The organism is Polaromonas sp. YR568 (assembly GCF_943369415.1).
Classification (GTDB): Bacteria; Pseudomonadota; Gammaproteobacteria; order Burkholderiales; family Burkholderiaceae_C; genus Polaromonas.
The window spans coordinates 43,988-62,787 of record NZ_CALRNF020000021.1; the positions used below are offsets into that span (position 1 = coordinate 43,988).

At 67.5% G+C, this 18,800-nt stretch carries 12 protein-coding genes; 4 read left to right on the plus strand and 8 right to left on the minus strand.

Translation table 11 applies throughout. The features are described from left to right. Positions 1-12: 12 nt before the first annotated feature. The gene (locus ACLV74_RS14435; protein WP_411880087.1) at positions 13-1,362 is read right to left on the minus strand and encodes a D-amino acid dehydrogenase; all 1,350 of its coding nucleotides are present in this window, start codon (positions 1,360-1,362) and stop codon (positions 13-15) included. 110 nt (positions 1,363-1,472) lie between these two features. Between ACLV74_RS14435 and ACLV74_RS14440 the strand changes: the two genes are divergently transcribed. Next, positions 1,473-2,408, plus strand: a complete 936-nt coding sequence (locus ACLV74_RS14440; RefSeq protein ID WP_411880088.1) for a LysR family transcriptional regulator ArgP — start codon at positions 1,473-1,475, stop codon at positions 2,406-2,408. Positions 2,409-2,579: 171 nt separating this feature from the next. Further along, the gene (locus tag ACLV74_RS14445; protein WP_411880089.1) at positions 2,580-6,644 is read left to right on the plus strand and encodes a PAS domain S-box protein; all 4,065 of its coding nucleotides are present in this window, start codon (positions 2,580-2,582) and stop codon (positions 6,642-6,644) included. Between the two features lie 138 nt (positions 6,645-6,782). On the opposite strand, the gene ACLV74_RS14450 is transcribed toward ACLV74_RS14445, so the two are convergent. Together ACLV74_RS14450 and ACLV74_RS14455 are read right to left on the minus strand one after the other, a co-directional pair. After that, on the minus strand, positions 6,783-7,334 hold the full coding sequence (locus ACLV74_RS14450; protein WP_411880090.1) for a hypothetical protein: 552 nt from the start codon (positions 7,332-7,334) through the stop codon (positions 6,783-6,785). Positions 7,335-7,602: 268 nt separating this feature from the next. Continuing rightward, positions 7,603-8,454 carry a metallophosphoesterase gene (locus ACLV74_RS14455; protein WP_411880091.1) on the minus strand — a complete coding sequence of 284 codons (852 nt, stop codon included), beginning with the start codon at positions 8,452-8,454 and terminating at the stop codon, positions 7,603-7,605. A gap of 97 nt (positions 8,455-8,551) precedes the next feature. Here ACLV74_RS14455 and ACLV74_RS14460 point away from each other — a divergent pair, with 97 nt between their 5' ends. After that, a complete protein-coding gene (locus tag ACLV74_RS14460) occupies positions 8,552-8,965 on the plus strand; it encodes a DUF1801 domain-containing protein (protein ID WP_411880092.1) in 414 nt (137 codons plus the stop codon). A gap of 18 nt (positions 8,966-8,983) precedes the next feature. Here ACLV74_RS14460 and ACLV74_RS14465 read toward each other — a convergent pair whose 3' ends face one another. Then, on the minus strand, positions 8,984-10,513 hold the full coding sequence (locus ACLV74_RS14465; protein WP_411880093.1) for an ATP-binding protein: 1,530 nt from the start codon (positions 10,511-10,513) through the stop codon (positions 8,984-8,986). 180 nt (positions 10,514-10,693) lie between these two features. On the opposite strand from ACLV74_RS14465, the gene ACLV74_RS14470 reads away from it, so the two are divergent. Further along, complete coding sequence (locus ACLV74_RS14470) at positions 10,694-10,870, plus strand: hypothetical protein (protein ID WP_411880094.1); 177 nt, start codon at positions 10,694-10,696, stop codon at positions 10,868-10,870. A gap of 124 nt (positions 10,871-10,994) precedes the next feature. Here the strand turns inward: ACLV74_RS14470 and ACLV74_RS14475 are convergent, their stop codons facing one another. The 4 genes from ACLV74_RS14475 to ACLV74_RS14490 all read right to left on the minus strand — a co-directional run bounded on the left by ACLV74_RS14475 (position 10,995) and on the right by ACLV74_RS14490 (position 18,771). Then, positions 10,995-11,990 (minus strand): Bug family tripartite tricarboxylate transporter substrate binding protein, encoded by a 996-nt coding sequence (locus ACLV74_RS14475; protein WP_411880095.1) that lies wholly within the window; start codon positions 11,988-11,990, stop codon positions 10,995-10,997. 92 nt (positions 11,991-12,082) lie between these two features. Further along, positions 12,083-12,925 carry a hypothetical protein gene (locus ACLV74_RS14480; protein ID WP_411880096.1) on the minus strand — a complete coding sequence of 281 codons (843 nt, stop codon included), beginning with the start codon at positions 12,923-12,925 and terminating at the stop codon, positions 12,083-12,085. A 121-nt stretch (positions 12,926-13,046) separates the two neighbouring features. Beyond that, entirely contained in the window at positions 13,047-15,716 is a 2,670-nt protein-coding gene (locus tag ACLV74_RS14485) for an autotransporter domain-containing protein (protein WP_411880097.1), read from the minus strand. A 397-nt stretch (positions 15,717-16,113) separates the two neighbouring features. Next, entirely contained in the window at positions 16,114-18,771 is a 2,658-nt protein-coding gene (locus ACLV74_RS14490) for an autotransporter domain-containing protein (protein ID WP_411880098.1), read from the minus strand. Positions 18,772-18,800 lie beyond the last annotated feature (29 nt).

The window sequence follows — 18,800 nt, forward strand, 5'->3', positions numbered from 1 at the left end:
AGGAAGCCGGAATCAGGCGGCTTTGGTTTGCAGCCGGCCGCCGGCCCGGTCCTGGCCGTAGAAGCCGAAATTCATGGCCGGCACTTCACCGCTGATGAGTTCGGCGATCGCCTTGCCCGAGCCCGCACCGTGCGTCCAGCCCAGCGTGCCGTGGCCGGCATTGACCCACAGCCGGCCGACTTTGGTCTTGCCGATGTAGGGGATGTTGGTGGGCGTGGCGGGGCGCAGGCCGGCCCAGAAATGCGGCGTGCCGCCTTGTTCTTCAAGACGGGTGTCGCAGACGCCCGGCAGCACTTCCTCGATGCGCTCGGCCAGCATCTTGCAGCGGGCCTTGGCCAGCGGCGTGTCCAGCGAGAGGTCGTAGCCGCCGACCTCGATGGTGCCGGCCACGCGCAAATGGTCGCCGAGCCGGCTCATCGCGCATTTGACTTCGTCGTCTATGGTGCTGACGAAGGGCGCCAGTTCCGGCTTGAGCAGCTTGAAGGTTGCGCTGTAGCCCTTGCCCGGGTAGATGGGCAGGTCCACGCCCACGGTGCGCAGCAACGGCGCCGTGTAGGAGCCGCAGGCCACGGCGATCTCGTCGGCTTTGAGCTGGATCAAGTCTTCATTGCTGCCGCGCAGGGTGCGCGGCCGGATGGCGACGGACTGGATCGCGCCGCCGGCTTTTTCCAGCCGTTCGATGTCGTGGCCGTAAAGGAAGCGGGCGCCGCGGTCGGCGCAGCGCTGCGCCAGCGCCTGGGTGAAGATGCGGGCGTCGCCGCTTTCGTCGCTGGCGGTGTAGGTGCCGCCCACGATGCGGTGCGCGAAGGACTTGAAGGCCGGCTCTATGGCCAGCAGCTCGGCCGTGCTGACCACGCGGCGTGCCACGCCGTATTTGCGCATCAGGGCCGCGGCCTCGCCGGCGGTGTCGAAAGTCTTCTGGTCGGTGAAGTAATGCGCGATGCCGCGCTCAAGCCGGTTGTATTCGATGCCGGTGGCGTTCACCACGTCCTTGAGCGCGGCGTGGCTGTAGGCGCCCAGCGCCACCAGCTGCTGCACGTTGCGCTCGAAGGCGGCGTCGTTGCACTGCGCCAGGAACTGCAGGCCCCAGCGCCACTGCTGCCAGCCTTCGCCGAAAGGCAGTTGCGGACGGAACAGCAGCGGCGCGTCGTCCCGGAACATCCATTTGAAGGCTTTGAGCGGGGCGTCCTTGTTGGCCCAGGGCTCGCAATAGCTGACGGAAATCTGCGCCGCGTTGCCGAAGCTGGTCTCCAGCGCCGCGTCGGGCTGGCGGTCCACCACCGTGACCTCATGGCCGCGCTCCAGCAGATGCCAGGCGGTGCTCACGCCTATGATGCCCGCGCCCAAAACTACAACTTTCATGGCTGACCCCTTTACAGCGTCCGAGTGTGCGGGATGTTGCTTTCAATTAATAGAAAAATTAAACTCTCAGTGAAAACATCAGAACAGCTAATAGAGAAAAGGGATGCGGGATGAGTACTTTTGACCCTGATGCGCTCGAATGCCTGGCGGCCATTGTGGAAGAAGGCGGTTTTGAGCGGGCCGCGCAGCGCCTGTCGATCACCCAGTCGGCGGTCTCGCAGCGCCTGCGGGCGCTGGAGGCCCAGGTCGGCACCGTGCTGATCGTGCGCAGCCGCCCGCTCAAGCCTACCTCTGCCGGCCAGCTGTTGCTAAAACACACCAAGATGCTGCGCCTGCTGCGCGCCGACCTGGAGCGCGACCTCAAGGAACTGGCGCCCAGTTCGCTGGGCGGCGCGCGCGAGGAAGAGCGCATTTCCATCGCCATCAACGCCGACAGCATCGCCACCTGGGCCATGCAGGCCCTGACGGACCTGGCGCAGCAGGGCCTGCCCATGGAAATCATCACCGACGACCAGGATTTCACCCACGAATGGCTGCGTGAAGGCCAAGTGTTGGGCTGCGTCACGACGCTCAAGCAGGCCTTGCGCGGCTGCAAGGTCGTGACGCTGGGCGCGATGGAATACGTCGCCGTGGCCGAGCCGGGCTTTGCACGCGAGCGGCTCGGCAAGGGCGCCGCCCCGGGCACCGATCCGGTGCTCACGGCGCACAATTTCCGCGACGTCCCCTTTGTGGCCTTCAACCGCAAGGACGACATGCAAAGCGAGTTCGTCGGCAAGGCCTTCGGGCTCAAGCGCGTCACGCTCAACCAGCTGTTCGTGCCCTCCTCGGAGGGCCAGGTGCGCGCCGTGCTCGCGGGCTGGGGTGTCAGCGTGGTGCCGCGCCTGCTGGCGCAGGGCCTGATCGACCAGGGCCAGCTCGCCAACGTGGCGCCCGCCTACATCTTGCCGATACAGCTCTACTGGCACTGCTGGAACCTGGAATCCGAAGTGCTGGATGCGCTGACCGCCGCGCTCAAGCAGTCCGCCGCCCAGTCGCTGGTACCCTGACGCGCGGCACGTTTGGGCCGCCGCAAAGCCGTTCATACAAGACTGGATGCGCGCCGGGTCCGGGCCGGGGGCTAATCCCATTTACAAAAGGCGGGCAGGTGCGCACACTGCAAGGGCGATGCGGGACGCAAGGCGGCGCGGCATGGCGCTGAAAGGCACGAGGTAACAGGGATGCTGGGATGGCTGGGACTGCGTACCCGTCTGGTTTTGCTGGTGCTGCTTGCGCTGCTCCCCGTTTTCGGCCTGCTTGTCTATTCGGCGGAGCAGGGCCACCGGGCCGCGCTGCGGCTTGCGCAATCAGACCTCCTGTCGGAAGTCCTGATGCTGTCGGCCCGCGAGCAGCGCACGGTGGACATGGTCCACGAGCTGCTCAACGGCATCGCCAGCGGGCCGCACATCAAAAACCCCGCGCCCGGCCTGTGCGGGCAGCACCTGAAAAACCTCCATCAAGAACACCCCGAGTTCACCAACCTGGGCCTGGCAGCACCGGACGGCACCATGCTGTGCGATGCGCTGGACGCCATCGCCAACCTGAAGGCCGACCAGCGGGCTTTTTTCCAGCAGGTCATGGCGGGCCAGCGCTTCGCCGTGGGGCGCTACGCCATAGGCCGCGCCAGCGGGCGTCCCGGCATAGGCTTTGCGGTGCCTGTGCGCAACGATGCCGGGAACATCAGTGGCGTTGCCTTCGCGGTGCTGAGCCTGGAAGGCCTGGCGCAATCGCTGGCGGATGCGCCGGCCGTGCCCGGTGCAACGCTGGCCGTGATGGACAGGGACGGCACGGTGCTGGCCGTTTCCCCCGCGCAGCCGTCCTGGCTGGGACAGCCGCACCCGGACCCCGTCATACAGCAGGCCGTGCGGGAGCGCCGGCAAGGCGTGCTGCATGCGGCCGACGCCCAGGGGAGCGCGCAGGTCTATGGCGTGGCGCCCGTGTCGGGCGGGGGGCGCGAGGGCCTGTTCGTGGCGATCAATCTCCCGAACGCGCTGATCGCGGCGCCCAGCCGCGAAGACCTGATTGTTGAACTGCTGGTATTGCTGGTGGTGGCGATGTTCGGCGTGGCCTGCGCCTGGTGGATGGGCAACCGGCTGATCGTCAACCCCGCCCATGCGATCCTCAAAGAGGCCAACGAGGTGGCCCAGGGCAACCTGGGCGCGCGCGTCAGCCTGGGCCCGTTGTACCAGGGCGAACTCGGCGAGATCGGCCTGTCGTTCAACCGCATGGCCGAGTCGCTGCAGGCCCGGCAGCGGGAGCTGGACGCCGTGCTGGGCCGCGTGGACAAGGAACGCGCGCTGCTGGACCTCATCCTCAACAGCATGAACGAGGGCGTGATCGCCGCGGACACCCAGGGCCGCTTCCTGCTGTTCAACGCGGCGGCGCGGGCGCTGTATTCCGCGGTGCCCGCTCCGGGCATGCGGGTGGAGGACTGGCGGCGTGGCCACGAGCTGCTGATGCTGGACGGCAAGACGACGTGTGCTGTTGCGGACCGGCCCCTGTCGCGGGCCATCCGCGGCATCAGCATCGACAACTGCGACCTGCTCATGCGCCGGCCCGGCGTGGAAGACCGGGTGCTGCGCATCAGCGCCAGGCCGCTGCGCGACGCCGCCGGCATGCTGATAGGCGGCATCACCGTGTTCAACGACATCACCGCGCTGAAAGCCGCGGAAAACTTCGCCCGGGCGCAGGAGCAGGTGCTGGCCCTGATCGCCGGCGGCGCGCCCCTGGCGCAATCGCTGCAAGCCATCGTGCGCCTGAGCGAAGAGAGCTCGCCGGAGAGCATTTGCTCCATCCTGCTCGTCGAGGACGGCAAGCTGCACCTGGGCGCGGCGCCCGGCCTGCCCACCCTCTACAACGAGGCCATCGAAGGCGTGCAGGTCGCCGAGGGCGCGGGTGCCTGCGGAGCCGCCGCGTTCCGCAACGAACTGGTGGTGGTGGAAGACACGCAGATCGACCCGCTGATGCGGGACTACCGCGAGCTGATGCTGGAGCACGGCCTGCGCGCCTGCTGGTCCATGCCGGTGGTGTCGACCAACGGCGAGGTGCTCGCGACCTTCGCGATCTACCGGACCTACCCCTGCAGGCCGGAAGCCGGGGAGCTGGAACTGATCGCCACCGCGGCGCGGCTGGCCGGCATCGCGCTGGCGCGCGCGCGGGCCGAAGCAGCCTTGGTGAGCAGCCAGGCGCTCTTTCGCGAACTGGCGGAAAACATCGACGATGTTTTCTACAACGTCGATCCCCGCGCCGGCCAGCTGCTCTACATCAGCCCGGGCTACGAAAAAATCTGGGGCCGCAGCCGCGAAAGCCTGTACGCCGACCCGACGTCTTACGGCGAAGCCGCGCTGCCCGAGTACCGGACTATGCTGGAGGCCGCGAGGCAACGCAACCGCGCCGGGGAGATGTCGGATGTCGAATACCGCATCCTGTCCAGGGACGGCAAGACCCGCTGGATACGCGACCATGCCTACCCGGTGTTCAATGCCTCGGGCGTGCTGGAGCGCGTGGTGGGCACCGCGCGCGACATCACCGAGCGCAAGCTGGCCGAACTGGCATTGGCCAGCACGAATCGCGCGCTGCAGATGCTCAGCCGCTCCTGCATCGCCATCAACCGCATGGACGAGGAGGCCGAGCTGCTGGCCGAAGTGTGCCGCGTGGCCGTCGACGTGGGCGGCTATCGCATGGCCTGGGTGGGTTATGCGCAGAACGACGCGGGGCGCAGCATACAGCCCATGGCCCACGCCGGCGACGACGACGGCTATCTCGCGGCGATCCGCCTCAGCTGGCGTGACGACGACGTCACCGGCCAGGGCCCGGCGGGCCAGGCCGTGCGCACCGGGCAACCCCAGCAGACCGGCGACATCGGCCTGATAGACAGCCGTTTCTACTGGAATGCGGATGCCCTGCGCCGCGGCTACATGAGCGCCATCTGCCTGCCGCTACGCGACGGGCCCCGCAGTTTCGGCGTGCTGTGCCTCTATTCGGGCGAGGCGCAGAATTTCGGCGCCGACGAAGTCAAGCTGCTGCAGGAGCTGGCCGACAACCTGGCCTTCGGCGTCATCGGCCTGCGCGTGCGGCTGGAGCGCCGGCGCAGCCAGGAGGCCGAGCGCCAGGCCGTCATCAAGATACGCGAGCAGGCCTCTCTGCTGGACCGGGCGCAGGACGCCATCATGGTGCGCAACCTGGACCGGACCATACGCTTCTGGAACAAGGGCGCCGAGCGCCTTTACGGCTGGACGGCCGGTGAAGTGCTCGGCAAGACCATGGAAGACCTCATGTACAGCGACCCGCAGGTGCTGATCGACGGCATGGCCCGCACGTTGGCCAGCAACGGCGATTGGAGCGGCGAGATAGAGCAGCGCGCGCGCGACGGCTCGTTGGTGTGCATCGAGGCGCGCTGGACGGTGGTGCGCGACGAACAGGGCCGGGTCAACGGCGTACTGGGCACCAACACCGACATCCGGGAACGCAAGCGCGCGCGCGAGGAGATTCTGCGGCTCAATGCCAGCCTTGAGGAGCGCGTGCTGCAGCGCACCGCCCAGCTGGAATTCGCCAACAAGGAACTGGAGGCGTTTTCCTACTCGGTGTCGCACGACCTGCGCAGCCCGCTCAGCGCGATCGACGGTTTCAGCGACCTGCTCGAGCGCGCCATGGCCAAGGCCGACGCCAGCGCGCTGACCGAGCGCAGCCGGCACTACCTGGCGCGCATACGCGCGGGGGTCTCGCAGATGGGTGAACTGATCGACGCCATGCTCACGCTGGCGCAGGTGTCGCGCTCCAGCCTGCGCTGGGAGCGGGTCGATCTCAGCGCCCTGGCTCAGGCCCTGCTGGCCGGCTACCGCGAGCGCGAGCCCGACCGCGCCGCGCGTCTGCAGGTCGAGCCCGGCCTCATAGGGCAGGGCGACCCGCGGTTGCTCAAGCAGGTGCTCGACAACCTGCTGGGCAACGCCTGGAAGTTCAGCGCCCGGCAGGAATGCACCGACATCACCTTCGGCCATGAAACCGGCAAGGCCGGCGAAACGGTGTACTTCGTGCGCGACCAGGGGGCGGGCTTCGACATGGCCTACGTCGAAAAACTGTTCGGCGCCTTCCAGCGCCTGCACTCGCTCTCGGAATTCGCCGGCACCGGCATAGGCCTGGCCACGGTGCACCGCATCATCACGCGCCACGGCGGCAAGGTATGGGCCGAGTCCCAGCCCGGGCACGGCACCACCTTCTACTTCACCCTAGGTGCAGAGACACTGTGAGCGCTACGCCCCGGTGCGATGCGAAGCGAGCCGTTTAATACCAGCCGGGGCCGCGGGACTGGCTTTGCCAGACCGCAGGCGCAGCGGCCCCCTCGGGGGGCAGGGAGCTACACGAAGTGAGCGACCGTGGGGGCCCGTCTAGAAACTCTGCTGCAGCAGAGTTTCGCGTAGCGTTTGCGCCTTGCCGGCGTCAAACTGCCCTTCGACACGGGCCAGCACGTCGCCCTGGCGGTTGACCACCACGGCGTAGACCTGGCCGGCGCCGTCCAGGCCGGCCGAGCGCATGAAACTGGCGCGGTCGGTGAACACCGGCACCAGTTTGGCGCGCTCGGTGTCGGCGGGGTAGCGCTGCAGCAGCCGGTCTTCGACGGCGCTGCGGCCGGTCAGCGTGCCGGGGTCGTTGAGCACCGGCATGCGCATCCAGGTGATGGACGGGTCGTTCCTCAGGTTCATCCCCTGGATCCAGCTCTCGACCTGGGCGTGCTGGCCGCGCTGGAAGGTGATGAGCGCGAGGGTGCGGTCGGAGGGCAGGCCCTCGGGCACTGTGACCGGCTGGCGCAGCAGGGTTTGCGCCATGAAGGCAGGCAGTCGGCCCATCACGCTGGATTCGTTGGGCGCCGCGAATGCCAGCGCAAAGGCCAGGCCGGCGGCGACGAGCCAGGCGCCAAGATAAGGCACATTGCTTTTCATGTTGCTCTCCCAATGCGGATCCGGTGCAAGAGGTCTTGCATGAACCCTTCATGCAAGATACATGCAAGCCGAACAGCGTGCAAACCCACAATTGGAACAAAGTGTTATGTCGCTTTGACCGAACCTGGATCACCACGCGGCGCCGCATCGCTGATCTGATTGGGTCTCGCGGCGCGCGGGAAGTTCAAAAAAAATGGCGCCGTCTTGCGGGTCACGGCGCTATCACTTTAGTGAGCACTTGCGCACCGGCTGCGCACCAGGAAGAGTGCTATTGGCCGATGTTGATGAGCAGCCCGGGCAGGAAGCCCTCCTGCTCGCCCTTGCGTGCATAGCCCAGCGGGTTGGCCACGACGCGGCAGCCGCGGCTGCTGTAGTCGATCGCGCAATGCAAATGGCCGTGCAGCCACAGGTCGGCCAGCGGCAACAAATCATCAAGCGCATTGCAAAAGCCCGCCGTGCCCGGCGCCAGGCCGTAGCGCGGGTCCGCGCTCAGCAGGCTGGGCGCGAAATGGGTGACGGCCACCGTGGGGCCGTCAAAGGGCGCGGCCAGCGCCTGCCGCAGCCACGCCTGGCTTTTCAGGCCTTGCTCGCGCACGTCGGCTGCCAGCAGCGGCTGCCCGTCCCTGAAAGAATGGTTTTTGCTCAGGTAGAAATTGGCCGCGCGAAACGCTTTTTCGCGCGCCTTGAGCTGCTCGCCCAGCGTGATGTCCGCGTCCTGGGCCTGGCCGCCGCTCAGCGCGTCGAAGTCGGTCCACAGCGTGCTGCCCACAAAGCGCACGCCGTGCAGCACCACGCTTTCCTGCTCCAGCCAGACCATGCCCAACCGTTCGCAGGTCTCGCGCAGGCGCGCATGGGTCTCGTCGAAGTCCAGCCCGTCATATTCGTGGTTACCCGGCAGGAAGAGCACCGGCACCGGCCAGCCCGCGCCGCCTTGCGCCACGGGCAGGGGCGAAAACCGCGCCAGGCCAAAATCGGCGATGTCCCGCTCAGCCAGCAAGGAACCCTGCTGGTAGGAGCCGATGTCGCCGGCCAGCACCAGCAGGTCTGCGCCGGGCACGGGTTGCGCGGTGAAGTTCGGGTTGCTTTCGAGGTGCAGGTCGGACAGGAGCTGGATGTTCACCCGCTGATTGTGCGGGAAGATGCCCGCGGCCTTGCGCCCGTGCTAGATTTCGCAGGCAAGAAGCCGGGGGCAGATAGATGGGCAACAGGAGCCGCTTGTGAAAGACATCGGGAACGCCGCCGTCGCGCGAACCTTCGCGGCCTATCCGCCGGCTCTGCGGCGCCGGCTGCTGGTGCTGCGCCAATTGATCCTGGACACGGCATCGGCCACGCCCGGCGTCGGCGAGCTTGAGGAAACACTCAAGTGGGGCGAGCCGGCCTACCTCACCTCGGCCAGCAAAAGCGGCAGCACCATCCGCCTCGGGCCGGTCAAATCCAGCCCCTCGCAGTACGCGCTCTACTTCAACTGCAAGACCACGCTGGTGGATACCTTTCGCACGCTGTTCCCGGTGGAGTTGCGCTACGAGGGCAACCGGGCCATCGTGCTGGACGCCGGCGATGCGCCGCCGCTGGACGCGCTGGCGTTCTGCATCCAGGCGGCGCTGACCTACCACCGCAAGCATCGCGCTTGAGGCAGCGGCCAAAAGCCCTCAAGCCAGCGGCGCGGGCAGCCGCACCGTGAAGGTCGTGCCCTGGCCCGGCCGGCTGCTGACTTCGATCTCTCCCTGGTGCAGGTCCACGCACTCCTTGACGATGTGCAGGCCTATGCCGGTCCCGGAGATATTGCCGACGTTGGTGCCGCGGTGAAAGCTGCCGAACAGGCGCGGCAGGTCGGCCTCCGGAATGCCTATGCCCTGGTCGCTGATGCGCAGTTGCATCTGCCCGCCCACGCCGCGGACCGCAAAGCGCACCGGTGTGTCCGGGTCTGAATATTTGAGGGCGTTGCCCAGCAGGTTGACCACCATGTGGCGCAGCAGTTGCTGGTCCGCCGTGCGCGGCGCGTCCAGCCCGTCGCAGGTGAGGGACACGCGCGCGGCCTGCGGGTTGCTTTGCTCCAGCTCGGCCATCACCTGCACCAGCCAGTCGGGCACCACCAGCGGCGCGGCCTGGAACTTGAACTTGCCCAGCTCCAGCCGGCTGGTCAGCAGCACCTGCTCGACCATGCCGTTCATGCGCGCCACGGCGGTCTTGATCTGCCCCAGCAGTTCGCGGCGCTCGTCGGCCGGGAAACTCGCACCGTAGGTGTCCAGCAACTCAACCGACGACAGGATGGCCGCCAGCGGCGTGCGGAACTCGTGCGAGGTGACGGCCACGAAGCGCGACTTGAGTTCTGACAGCTCGCGCTCGTGCGCCAGCGCCTTGAGCATGTCTTCCTCGGCCTGGCGCTTGAGCGTCACGTCGGTCAGGAAGTTGAGCGTGGCGGGCGTGCCCTCCCATTCGAACATCACCGCGCTGATCTCCAGCCAGCGCGTGCCGCTCTGGCTGTGCTGCACGCGGAACTGGTAGTGGTTTTCGGCCGTCTCGCCGCGCAGGCGCTTGCGGTGGTTGCCTATCACCCGCTCGCGGTCGTCGGGGTGGATGAATTCGATGAAGGGCCGGGACTTGGCGGTTTCCTCGTCCAGCGCGGTCAGCTTCAGCGCTTTTGGGTTGGCGTACAGGATGCGCCCGCCGGCTGTCACCAGGATGCCTTCGCTGACGTTCTCGACCACCGCGCGGTACTTGGCCTCGGAGTCGGTGCGCCGGCCGATTTCCATGCGCAGTTGCTTGGAGGTGTCGAGCTGCCAGGTGATGTTGGTCGCCAGGTGGATGACACGCAGCAACTGCCCGGAGGCGTTGTGGATAGGCAGCGCCCGCTGGCTCAGGCGCGCGATGTCGCCGCCCGGCCGGCGCACCCGGTATTCCTCGGTGCGTTTGAGGGTGGCCACCTGCAGCTGCCGGACCCGCTCGCGGTCCGCCGGGTCGACCTGCTCCAGCCATTGCCATGGCTTGCCCGCCAGTTTGTCGGCCGACAGGCCCCAGAAGATCTCGAAAGCCGGGTTGGTGTAGCTGATCCGGCCGCCCGCCGGGTCCCAGGACCAGAGCATGGCGTCGATGTTGGCCGCGATCTGCCGCAGCAGTTCCTCGCCTGGCAGCGAAGCGGGCGCGACGGCCGTCGTCGATGCAGGGGAGGGGTCGGACATGCTGGGAGCATAGCCGCCCGGGCGGCGTGAACTCCTCCCGTTAAACCCCGGGTATGTGGGGCTGCGAATCAAACTATGCATGTTTTGCATGGGTTTGGGACTGGGCTAGGCTTGAAACCCTAGGGAAAACCCTTATTCTTGATTTATCGCAACTTTTCACCCGCTGACGGTGACTTCGACATGTACACGCTGCTCTCCCAAATCGCCCGTTTCCTGCCTTCCGCCACCCGCGTAGCCCCCATCCATGGCGTTGCCCACAGCCTGATGGAACGCGCCGAAGCCGGCGCCGGCCGCAACCCGCACCAAGCGCAGGAACTGCGCGACGCCGCCCGCGCCTACCTCAGCGTGATTCGCTGAGCCCCCACGCTTCCCCACTTCGTGTGGGTCGCTGCCCCCTCAGGGGGCCGGCCGCCTTGCGGCTGGCAAAGCCAGACCGCGGCTTCAACTGGTAAAGACGGGGCCTCGCTCGGGGCGGCTGCGGTCAGAGCTTGACCCCCGCACCCTTCACGGCGGGCGCCAGCACCGCGACCTGTTCCCTCACAAATCCGGTGAACGCGGCCGGGCTCATGGCCTGGGTGGTGATGCCCAATTCCAGCATCTTCTTTTTGATGTCCGCCGTGGCGAGAATCTCGTTGCACGCGGCGTTGAGCCGCGCCACCACGTCGGCCGGCATGTGCGCCGGCCCGCTCAGGCCGAAGAAGTTGTCCAGCACCAGCTTGCGGTAGCCGAACTCCACCACGCTGGGCACATCCGGCACCAGCGGCGAGCGGGCTGCCGAGGTCACCGCCAGCGGCACCAGCTGCCCGCTCTTGAAGTAGGGCACAAACGCCGTCAACACGTCGATGCCGATCGGGATCACGCCGGCGATCAGGTCCGTCGTCATGGGCGCGCCGCCGCGGTAGGGGATGTGCTGCAGGTTCACGCCCATGGCTTTTTTCATGAGCTCGCCATAAATGTGGCCTATGGAGGCCGGACCGCCGGACCCGAAATCCAGCCGCCCCGTCTTGCGCGCCTGCGTTTCCACGTCGGTGATGGTCTTGATGGGCGCATGCGGGTTGGCCATGACCACGCAGGGCGCGTTGCCGATCAGCGCGATGTGGGTAAAGCCATCGACCGGGTCATAAGGCTGCTTTTCCAGCGCGAAAGGGCCTATGGATACCGGCGTCGAGTTGCTCAGCATCAGCGTGTAGCCGTCGGCCGGCGCCTGCGCCACCACCAGCCCGCCCACGCTGCCGCCCGCGCCGGGGCGGTTGTCCACCACCACCGCCTGCCCCAGCTTCTTGCCGAGCTGCTCGGCCATCACACGCGCCACGATGTCGCTCGCGCCGCCGGCCGGGAAGGTCACGACGATCTTGATCGGCTTGTCGGGCCAGGCCGCGAAGGCGGGCAGGGCGAGGGAGGCCGCGCCGCCGGCGAGCGCCTTGAGCAGGCTGCGCCGGGGAAAGCGGCCTGCGGCCTGGGTGGCTGTCTGGAACATGGAGTACTCCTGCATACGATGGTGTGCAAGGTTGTATGCAAAATTTGTGCCCTTGTCCGAAACTGGCGCTGCGTGTGACGCGGCTTGCCGGTTTACCGCCAGAGATCCCCGCTGACGGGCACATCTTTGGCCATGCGGCTTTCCAGCCCGGCATCCTTGTGCGCGGCGCGCACGGCTTTCCAGGTTTCGCTGCCGGCGGGAAGATCGGTACGCGCGGAGATCAGGGCCTGGAACGAGATGTGGCCCACACCCGTGAAAGAGGCCTCGGCGCGCAGGATGCCGCTGCAATTGAGGGTCTCTCCCGGCTCGATAAGCCCCGCAGGGCAAACCTCGATGTGCACGTCGCCGGGTTTCAACGCCGACGGCCGCATATTCGGCAAAGGGTGGAGGTTCAAGGTGATGCGCGGCTGCGCAACGCGGATCGCGCGGCGGCCTGCGTTGGTGAGGGAAAAGGCGAAGGTGACGCTGTGGTCCATCCAGACGACCTTGGGGTCAAACCTGACCTGCAGCTTGGGGGCAAGCGATTCCGCCAGCTCATCCGCCGCGCGGGCCCGCTCCAGCCGTTTACGCTCCGCCGCCTGGGTGTCGTCCTTCGCGGGCGGCTTGGCGGCAGGCTCCGGAACAGGTTCAGCCACGGCGGCCTTGGCCTGCAGGTTCTCCGCCTTCAGCTGTTCCATGTTGGCGCGAAGTGCCTCGGTCTGGGCTTTCGCCTCGGCCAGGCGCAGCTCGAGTTGCTGCTGGTTTTTCTGGTTCTCCTCCATCAGCTTTTGCATCAGCAACCGGGACTCTTTCTGCGCCCTGGCTGCGGGCCGGTCGATGTAGACGTACCGCGCGACGCCGCCTCCCGCGAAGATCAACAGGCACAGCAGGAGCAGGAAAACAATGGTGTCATACCTGCGGGATCCACCGGCGGTTTTGCGGGGAATGGGCGGCATGCTTTTGTGGGGCGAGGCAGGTCTGGGGCTGGGCATGAAGGGGTACCGCGCAAAGGAGATGGCAAGAGAAAAGAGGGGAGGAGGAAGGCAGGAGGGCGGGCAATACCGTAGCAGGTGCCGCTCACCACTTGCTGCGCACGCCCATCTGCAGGGCCAGGTTGCGCCGGCGCGCGTTGTGCTCGGCCTCGAGGTCCGCGAAGAGATCGAGCGTGTCCTGGAGGCGGCCCGAAACGCTCACCCCCGCCACCAGGGTATTGGCATTGAGCGCCACGCCCGCGATCTGGAACGGATAGGCCGCGCCGGCGCCCTGCAGCTGCGCCGTCATGGGCGTGTTGTAGTTGCCGAACTCATGAATCCACACCAGCCGCGGCTCCACGCGCAGCCCGCCCACGTCAAAACCGGCTTTCAAGCCCAGCAGCGACCTGGCCGAGCCCACGCTTTGCGCCGACACCGCCAGATTGAGCGCGCCCGCGCCTTGTTCGGTAAAACCATCGGTGCGGTTCAGGCTCAGCGACAGCGCCGCCGTGGGCTGTAGCGTCCAACCGGGCAACTCGATGCCGTAGCCCACTTCCCCATATGCCGTGGCGGTGCTGCTGTCGAAGTCGGACGACGCGATGCGGCCGATGGGCCCCACGACAATGCCGCGGTCCATGTGGTTGCTGTGAAAGGCCAGGCTCACCAGGCCGTTCACGCGCCACGCTCCCTCGGTATAGCCGGCATACATCGCCAGCGCGCCGCTGCGGGCCCTGCCCTGGTCATAAGTATCGAAGCCGACTCTGGATGTGCCCGCCGTGAGGGCGCCCCCCACCATCAGGCCGGGGCTCACTTCGGCGTCATAACCCGCGCTTATGCCGGTGCTGTCCAGGCGGCTGGCCATGGCGTTGCCGTCGCTGTCGGTGGCTTGCCGGCCGCCGTAAGCGCGCAGCCAGAAGCCGCAGCCGTCCCCGGCGGCCTGGAAGCGTCCGCCCAATACGGCCCCGCGCGAAACGTCGTCACCACCGCAGACGGGGTTGCGGCTGTTTCGGCCCACGCGTGACTGCAGCTGGTCGCCGAAAGCGGCGGCAAAGCCCGGGCCGGCGCGGCGCAGCGCCACCAGATTTGCTCCGCCGATGGCGTCAAACGCGGCGAGCGCCTGGGCCACCGACAGGCTGTTGACGGCGCCGAGCACCGTGGCCATGTCCCCGGCCGCGCCGCCGCTGGCGTTCTGCAAGGCGCCGGACGCGGACTGCTGGTTCGGCGTCGTGCCCGGCAAGGCGTTGTAGGGCACCTCATTGCGGGCCAGCGTCAGGAAGACGTTGTCGGCATCGTAGGTGAGCGAGGGCGCAAGAAACGCCAGGTTGGTGCTCACGCCGGCAAAGGTGCCGGTGCGCCCGCCCGCGGCGTTGAGGATGGTGTAGCGCGTGGCCAGGGAGTAGGTGCCGGCGCTGGCCAGCACGCTCACCGCGCCGCCGTTGATGGTCACGGTGCCGGTCGCATTGGTGCGGTCGTTGCCGCCTGCTGGGTTGACTTCAACGCTGTAGGTGGAGCCGGCCTGGAAAGTGAGGTTGCCGTTGACGGTCAGGGTGCCGATGGAGTTGCCGGGCGCCAGTGTGCCGCCGGCCTGGATGTTGGCGTTGCGGACCGAGCCCGTGCCGCCCAGCGTGCCGCCGCTCATCACCTGCACGGTGGAATTGGCCAGCGTGCCGTTGATCGACAACGTGCCGCCTGTCACGGTGGTGCTTCCGCTGTAGTTGTTGGTGCCGGAAAAGGTGACGTTGCCGCCGCCGCTTTTCAGCACAGGGCCGGCGCCGCTGATGGCGCCCGCGAACGTCCCGTTGCCTGCCTGGGAAAACTCCAGGCTTCCGTGGTTGGTGATCAGGCCCTGCAGGCTGGCGGTGGTGCCGCGCAGGCCGCCGCTGGTGATGATGGTGCCGCCGCTATGGGTGTTGGTGCCCGACAGCGTCACCGTACCGCCGCCTTGCTTGATCAGGGAGCCGTTGCCGCTGATGGACCCCGCGTAGCTGCCGTTGCCGGACTGGTCGAAGGTCAGCAGGCCTTCGTTGCTGATGTTTCCCTGCAGGCTGGTGGTGGTGCCGGTCAGTTGGGCATTGCCTCTTACAAAGGTGCCGCCGGTGTAGCTGTTGGCGCCCGTGAGTATCGTCGCGGCGGAACTGGCGCCGGTCACGTCGACCGACCCGACGCCCGAGATCGCGGCGGAAAAGGTGTAAGGCGTGCTGTCGTTCTGGTTGAACAGGACGGTGGAGCCTGCCGTACCCAGCACCACGGCATCGGCGTCCAGCGTGCCGCTGGGACCCATGTTGCCGATGCCCAGCGTCCCGTTGCCCACGCGGCCCAGGTGCAAGGTGCGCGTGCCGCCGACAGTGACGGTCGCGCCGGACCGGATACTCAGGAGCCCGTCGCCCTGGTTGCCGACCACAAACTGGTCGCCCGCGGCCAGGCTGGGCGGCGCAACATGGAGCGTGGCGCCCGCGCCGCTGATGATGATCTGCGCTCCAGTCGCCGCGTCGCCCACGCTCACCCGCGTGGCCGTCACGGCCCCGTCAATCAGCAGTGATGCCGTCGTGCCCGGCGTTGGTGCCGTGCCCAGCCGGACAGTGCCGGCGGCAAGGGTGCCTGCGGGATGGACGACAACCTGGCCATGGCCCTCGACCTGCAGCGTGCCCGCCTGGGCCGCCCCGCCGATATCAACCTGTTCGTTGGTCGGGACCTGTACCGTGCTGGCGCCGGTGGGCGTGCCGCCGCTCCAGTTGTTCGCGTCGTTCCAGTCCTGGTTGGCGGCTGGGGTAAACACATTCGTTTGAGCCCGGCCTGTGCCCGGCGCCAAGCCGGTCAATGCCAATGCCAGACAAAGCGGAGTCAAGTGTGAAGGAAACTTCGGGCAGGAATTCATGCGGGCGCAGTCGTCGTTGTGTGAGGGTCAAGCCACGACTGCGCGGGCGGAAATCCGGAAGACGTCCGCACAAGCCATGAGCCCGCTTTTTTTGATACGAGTACATGGCTTTGACTTTGCTTTACGTTACATATTTTTGCAAGTAAGGCGTTTGGCCGAAATCTCGCATGCGGCCATGCCGATAGCGGAACGAAAGAATTAATCTGATCGCGCTACGCCAGCCGGGCCTGCGAGCGTCCGCAAATTTTTAGTCCATGACCTCGCGCACGGGGAGTGCCGGGCCGCGGCTTCACCGTGCCTACCAGCGGCTGCGCAAGCCCACCAGCACAGCCAGGTTGCGCTGCGCCGCGTTGAACTCGGCCTGCACGTCCGCAAAAAGATCAACGCCTTTGCCGATGCTGCCGGTCGCGCCCAGGCCCAACACCAGCGTGTCGCGCTTGAGGGCTGTGCCGGCAATCTCAAACGGGAAAGCCGTCGCGGCGCCTTGAAGCTGTGCCGACATGGTTTTGTTGAGGTCGCCGAACTCGTGCGCCCAGACGACCCGGGGTTCAAAGCGGATGCGCCCCGCGTCGAAGCTGGCCGTCGCGCCCAGCAGGGACTTGCCGGAGTTGACGGTTTGGCCCGCGACCTGGAGGTTGAGCGCACCGGCTCCGGTTTCGGTAAACCCGTCGGACTTGCTGCGGCTCAGCGACAGGCCCGCCAGCGGGCGCAAGGCCCAGCCGTCCATGGCGATGGTGTAGGTCGCCTCGCCGTACGCCGACAGCGTGTTGCTGCCGAAGTCGCCGCTGGCGATGCGGTTGACCGTGCCGAAGGCGATGCCGCGGTCCATGTGGTTCTTGCCCCAGCTCATGCCGGCCGAGCCGCTGAAGGTCCAGGCGCCGGTGACGTAGCCGCCATACACCGCGACAGCCGTGCCGCGGCTCTTGCCGCTTTCGTTGTTGTCGGTAGACAGGCGCGAGGTGCCGCCGGTCACGGCCGCGCCCAGGCGCAAGCCCTCCTTGACGTCCCCATCAAAGCCGACGCTCAGGCCTGAGCTGCGCAGGCGGCTGGCCGCCGCGTTGCCGTCCGTGTCGGTATTGCCGTAGCCGCCGTAGCCGCGCGCCCACAGGCCGCTGCCCGTGTCCGGCGCGGCGGGCATCGCCGCCGCACTGCCGGCGAGCGAGAACTTCTGCCGGGGCGCATCGGAGGCCGGCGCCATCAGCTCGGGCAGTGTGTCGTTGGCGGCCAGCAGCAGCGGCCGGTCGCTGAAGGCATTGGCCAGGGTGCTGTTGTCGCGGCCTTGCACCGCCGCCAGACGGGCCTGCAAGCGGCCGTTGAAGCTGGCGGCAAAGCCGGCGGCGGCGCGGCGCAGCTCCACGATGCCGGCGCCGCTGGCGGCGTCAAAGGCGGCGCGCGCCTGCGGGGCGGACAGGCTGTCGACGGCGCCCAGCACCGTGCCCATGTCCCCGCTGGCTCCGGCCACCGCATTCTGCAGGGCCATGCCGGCGGCAATCTGGTTCGGCGTGATGCCGACGCTGGCGTAACTGACGCTGTTGCGTGCCAAGGTCAGGAAGACGTTGTTGGCGTCATAGGCCAGCGACGGCGTCAGGAATGCCAGGTTGGAGGTGGCACCGGAAAAGACCCCCGTCCGGCCGCTGGCCGCGTTGAGGATGGTGTAGCGGGTGCTCAGCGAATAGCTGCCGGCGCCGGCCTGCACGTCGACAGTACCGCCGTTCAGTGTGGCGCTGCCCGTGGCGTTGATGCGGTCGTTGTTGCCGGCCGGGTCGACTTCGACGCGGTAGATGGACCCGGCCGCAAACGTCACGTTGCCGTTGACCGTCAGCGTGCCGATGGAGTTGCCCGGCGCGAACACGCCGCCCGCGGCGATGGCGGTGCTTCCCACCGTGCCGCTGCCGCCCAGCGTGCCGCCGTTGTTGACGGTCACGGCCGAGTTGGCGATGCTGCCGTTGACCGACAGCGTGCCGGCATTGACGGCGGTGGCGCCGCTGTAGCTATTGACGCCGCTGAGCACGAGCTTGCCGGCGCCCGTCTTGGTGAGGGAGCCTGTGCCGCTCATGGCGCCGGCGTAGGTGCCGGTGGCCGCCTGGTCAAAAGTGACGGCGGCGTTGTTGCTGATGTTGCCCTGCAGGCTGGTGGTGTCGCCTTGCAGTGTTCCGCCGTTGACGGTGGTGCCGCCGGTATAGGTATTGGCGCCCGTGAGGATGGTGGTGCCGGCCCCGGTTTTGGTGAGGGAGCCGTTGCCGGATAGGGCCGCTGAAAACGTCGTGGTACCGGTGTGGTTGAACTGCACCGAGGAGCCCGCCGTGCCCAGGATCACGCTGTCGGCCGTCAGCGTGCCGGCGCCCGCGCCGCTGCCGATGAAGAGCGTGCCGTTGGCCGTGTCGCCCACATGCAGGGTGCGCGTGCCGTTCACGGTGACGTTTGCGCCCGCATCGATGTGCAGTTCACCCGCGCCGTTGCCGCCTATCTCAAAGCGCTGCGCCTGCCCCAACCCGAGCGGCGCGAGCGTCAGGCTGGAACCCGCGCCGGTGACCGTGACGATGCCCTGCCGGGGTGCGTCTCCCGCGAAAAGGTGGGCGGCCGTCACCGTTCCGCCCGCCTGTATGGTGAGCCTGGCGGCACCGGCGCCGGTGGTTGTTCCCAGGTTGATGATGTCGGTGATAACCAGAGACCCGCCCGTGGTGACGATGACCTCGCCGCTGGTTTGCACTTCCAGCGTCTGCGCCGTGCCTGCGCCGCTCAGCGTGACCTGGTCGCCGGCATTGGTCAGGCGCGCGGTGGTGGCCGCGGTGGGAGCCCCGCTGGTCCAATTGCCGCCAGTGGTCCAGTTACCTCCGGCGCCGGCACTCCAGTCGGTGCTCTGGGCGAAGCCTGTGCCGGGCGCCGCGAACAGGCCGGCAAGAACAAGGGCCGCGCTCAGCGGGTGCAGGTGGACATTCAGACGTGTTTTTTTCACGAAGCGATCCCTCGGGGTTGCATGGTTCT

Excerpts from the sequence above, each read along its gene's own strand:
- ACLV74_RS14445 (WP_411880089.1), top strand. The coding sequence starts at position 2,580 with ATGCTGGGATGGCTGGGACTGCGTACCCGTCTGGTTTTGCTGGTGCTG.
- ACLV74_RS14440 (WP_411880088.1), top strand. The coding sequence starts at position 1,473 with ATGAGTACTTTTGACCCTGATGCGCTCGAATGCCTGGCGGCCATTGTG.
- ACLV74_RS14450 (WP_411880090.1), bottom strand. The coding sequence starts at position 7,334 with ATGAAAAGCAATGTGCCTTATCTTGGCGCCTGGCTCGTCGCCGCCGGC.
- ACLV74_RS14435 (WP_411880087.1), bottom strand. The coding sequence starts at position 1,362 with ATGAAAGTTGTAGTTTTGGGCGCGGGCATCATAGGCGTGAGCACCGCC.
- ACLV74_RS14465 (WP_411880093.1), bottom strand. The coding sequence starts at position 10,513 with ATGTCCGACCCCTCCCCTGCATCGACGACGGCCGTCGCGCCCGCTTCG.
- ACLV74_RS14475 (WP_411880095.1), bottom strand. The coding sequence starts at position 11,990 with ATGTTCCAGACAGCCACCCAGGCCGCAGGCCGCTTTCCCCGGCGCAGC.
- ACLV74_RS14470 (WP_411880094.1), top strand. The coding sequence starts at position 10,694 with ATGTACACGCTGCTCTCCCAAATCGCCCGTTTCCTGCCTTCCGCCACC.
- ACLV74_RS14480 (WP_411880096.1), bottom strand. The coding sequence starts at position 12,925 with ATGCCGCCCATTCCCCGCAAAACCGCCGGTGGATCCCGCAGGTATGAC.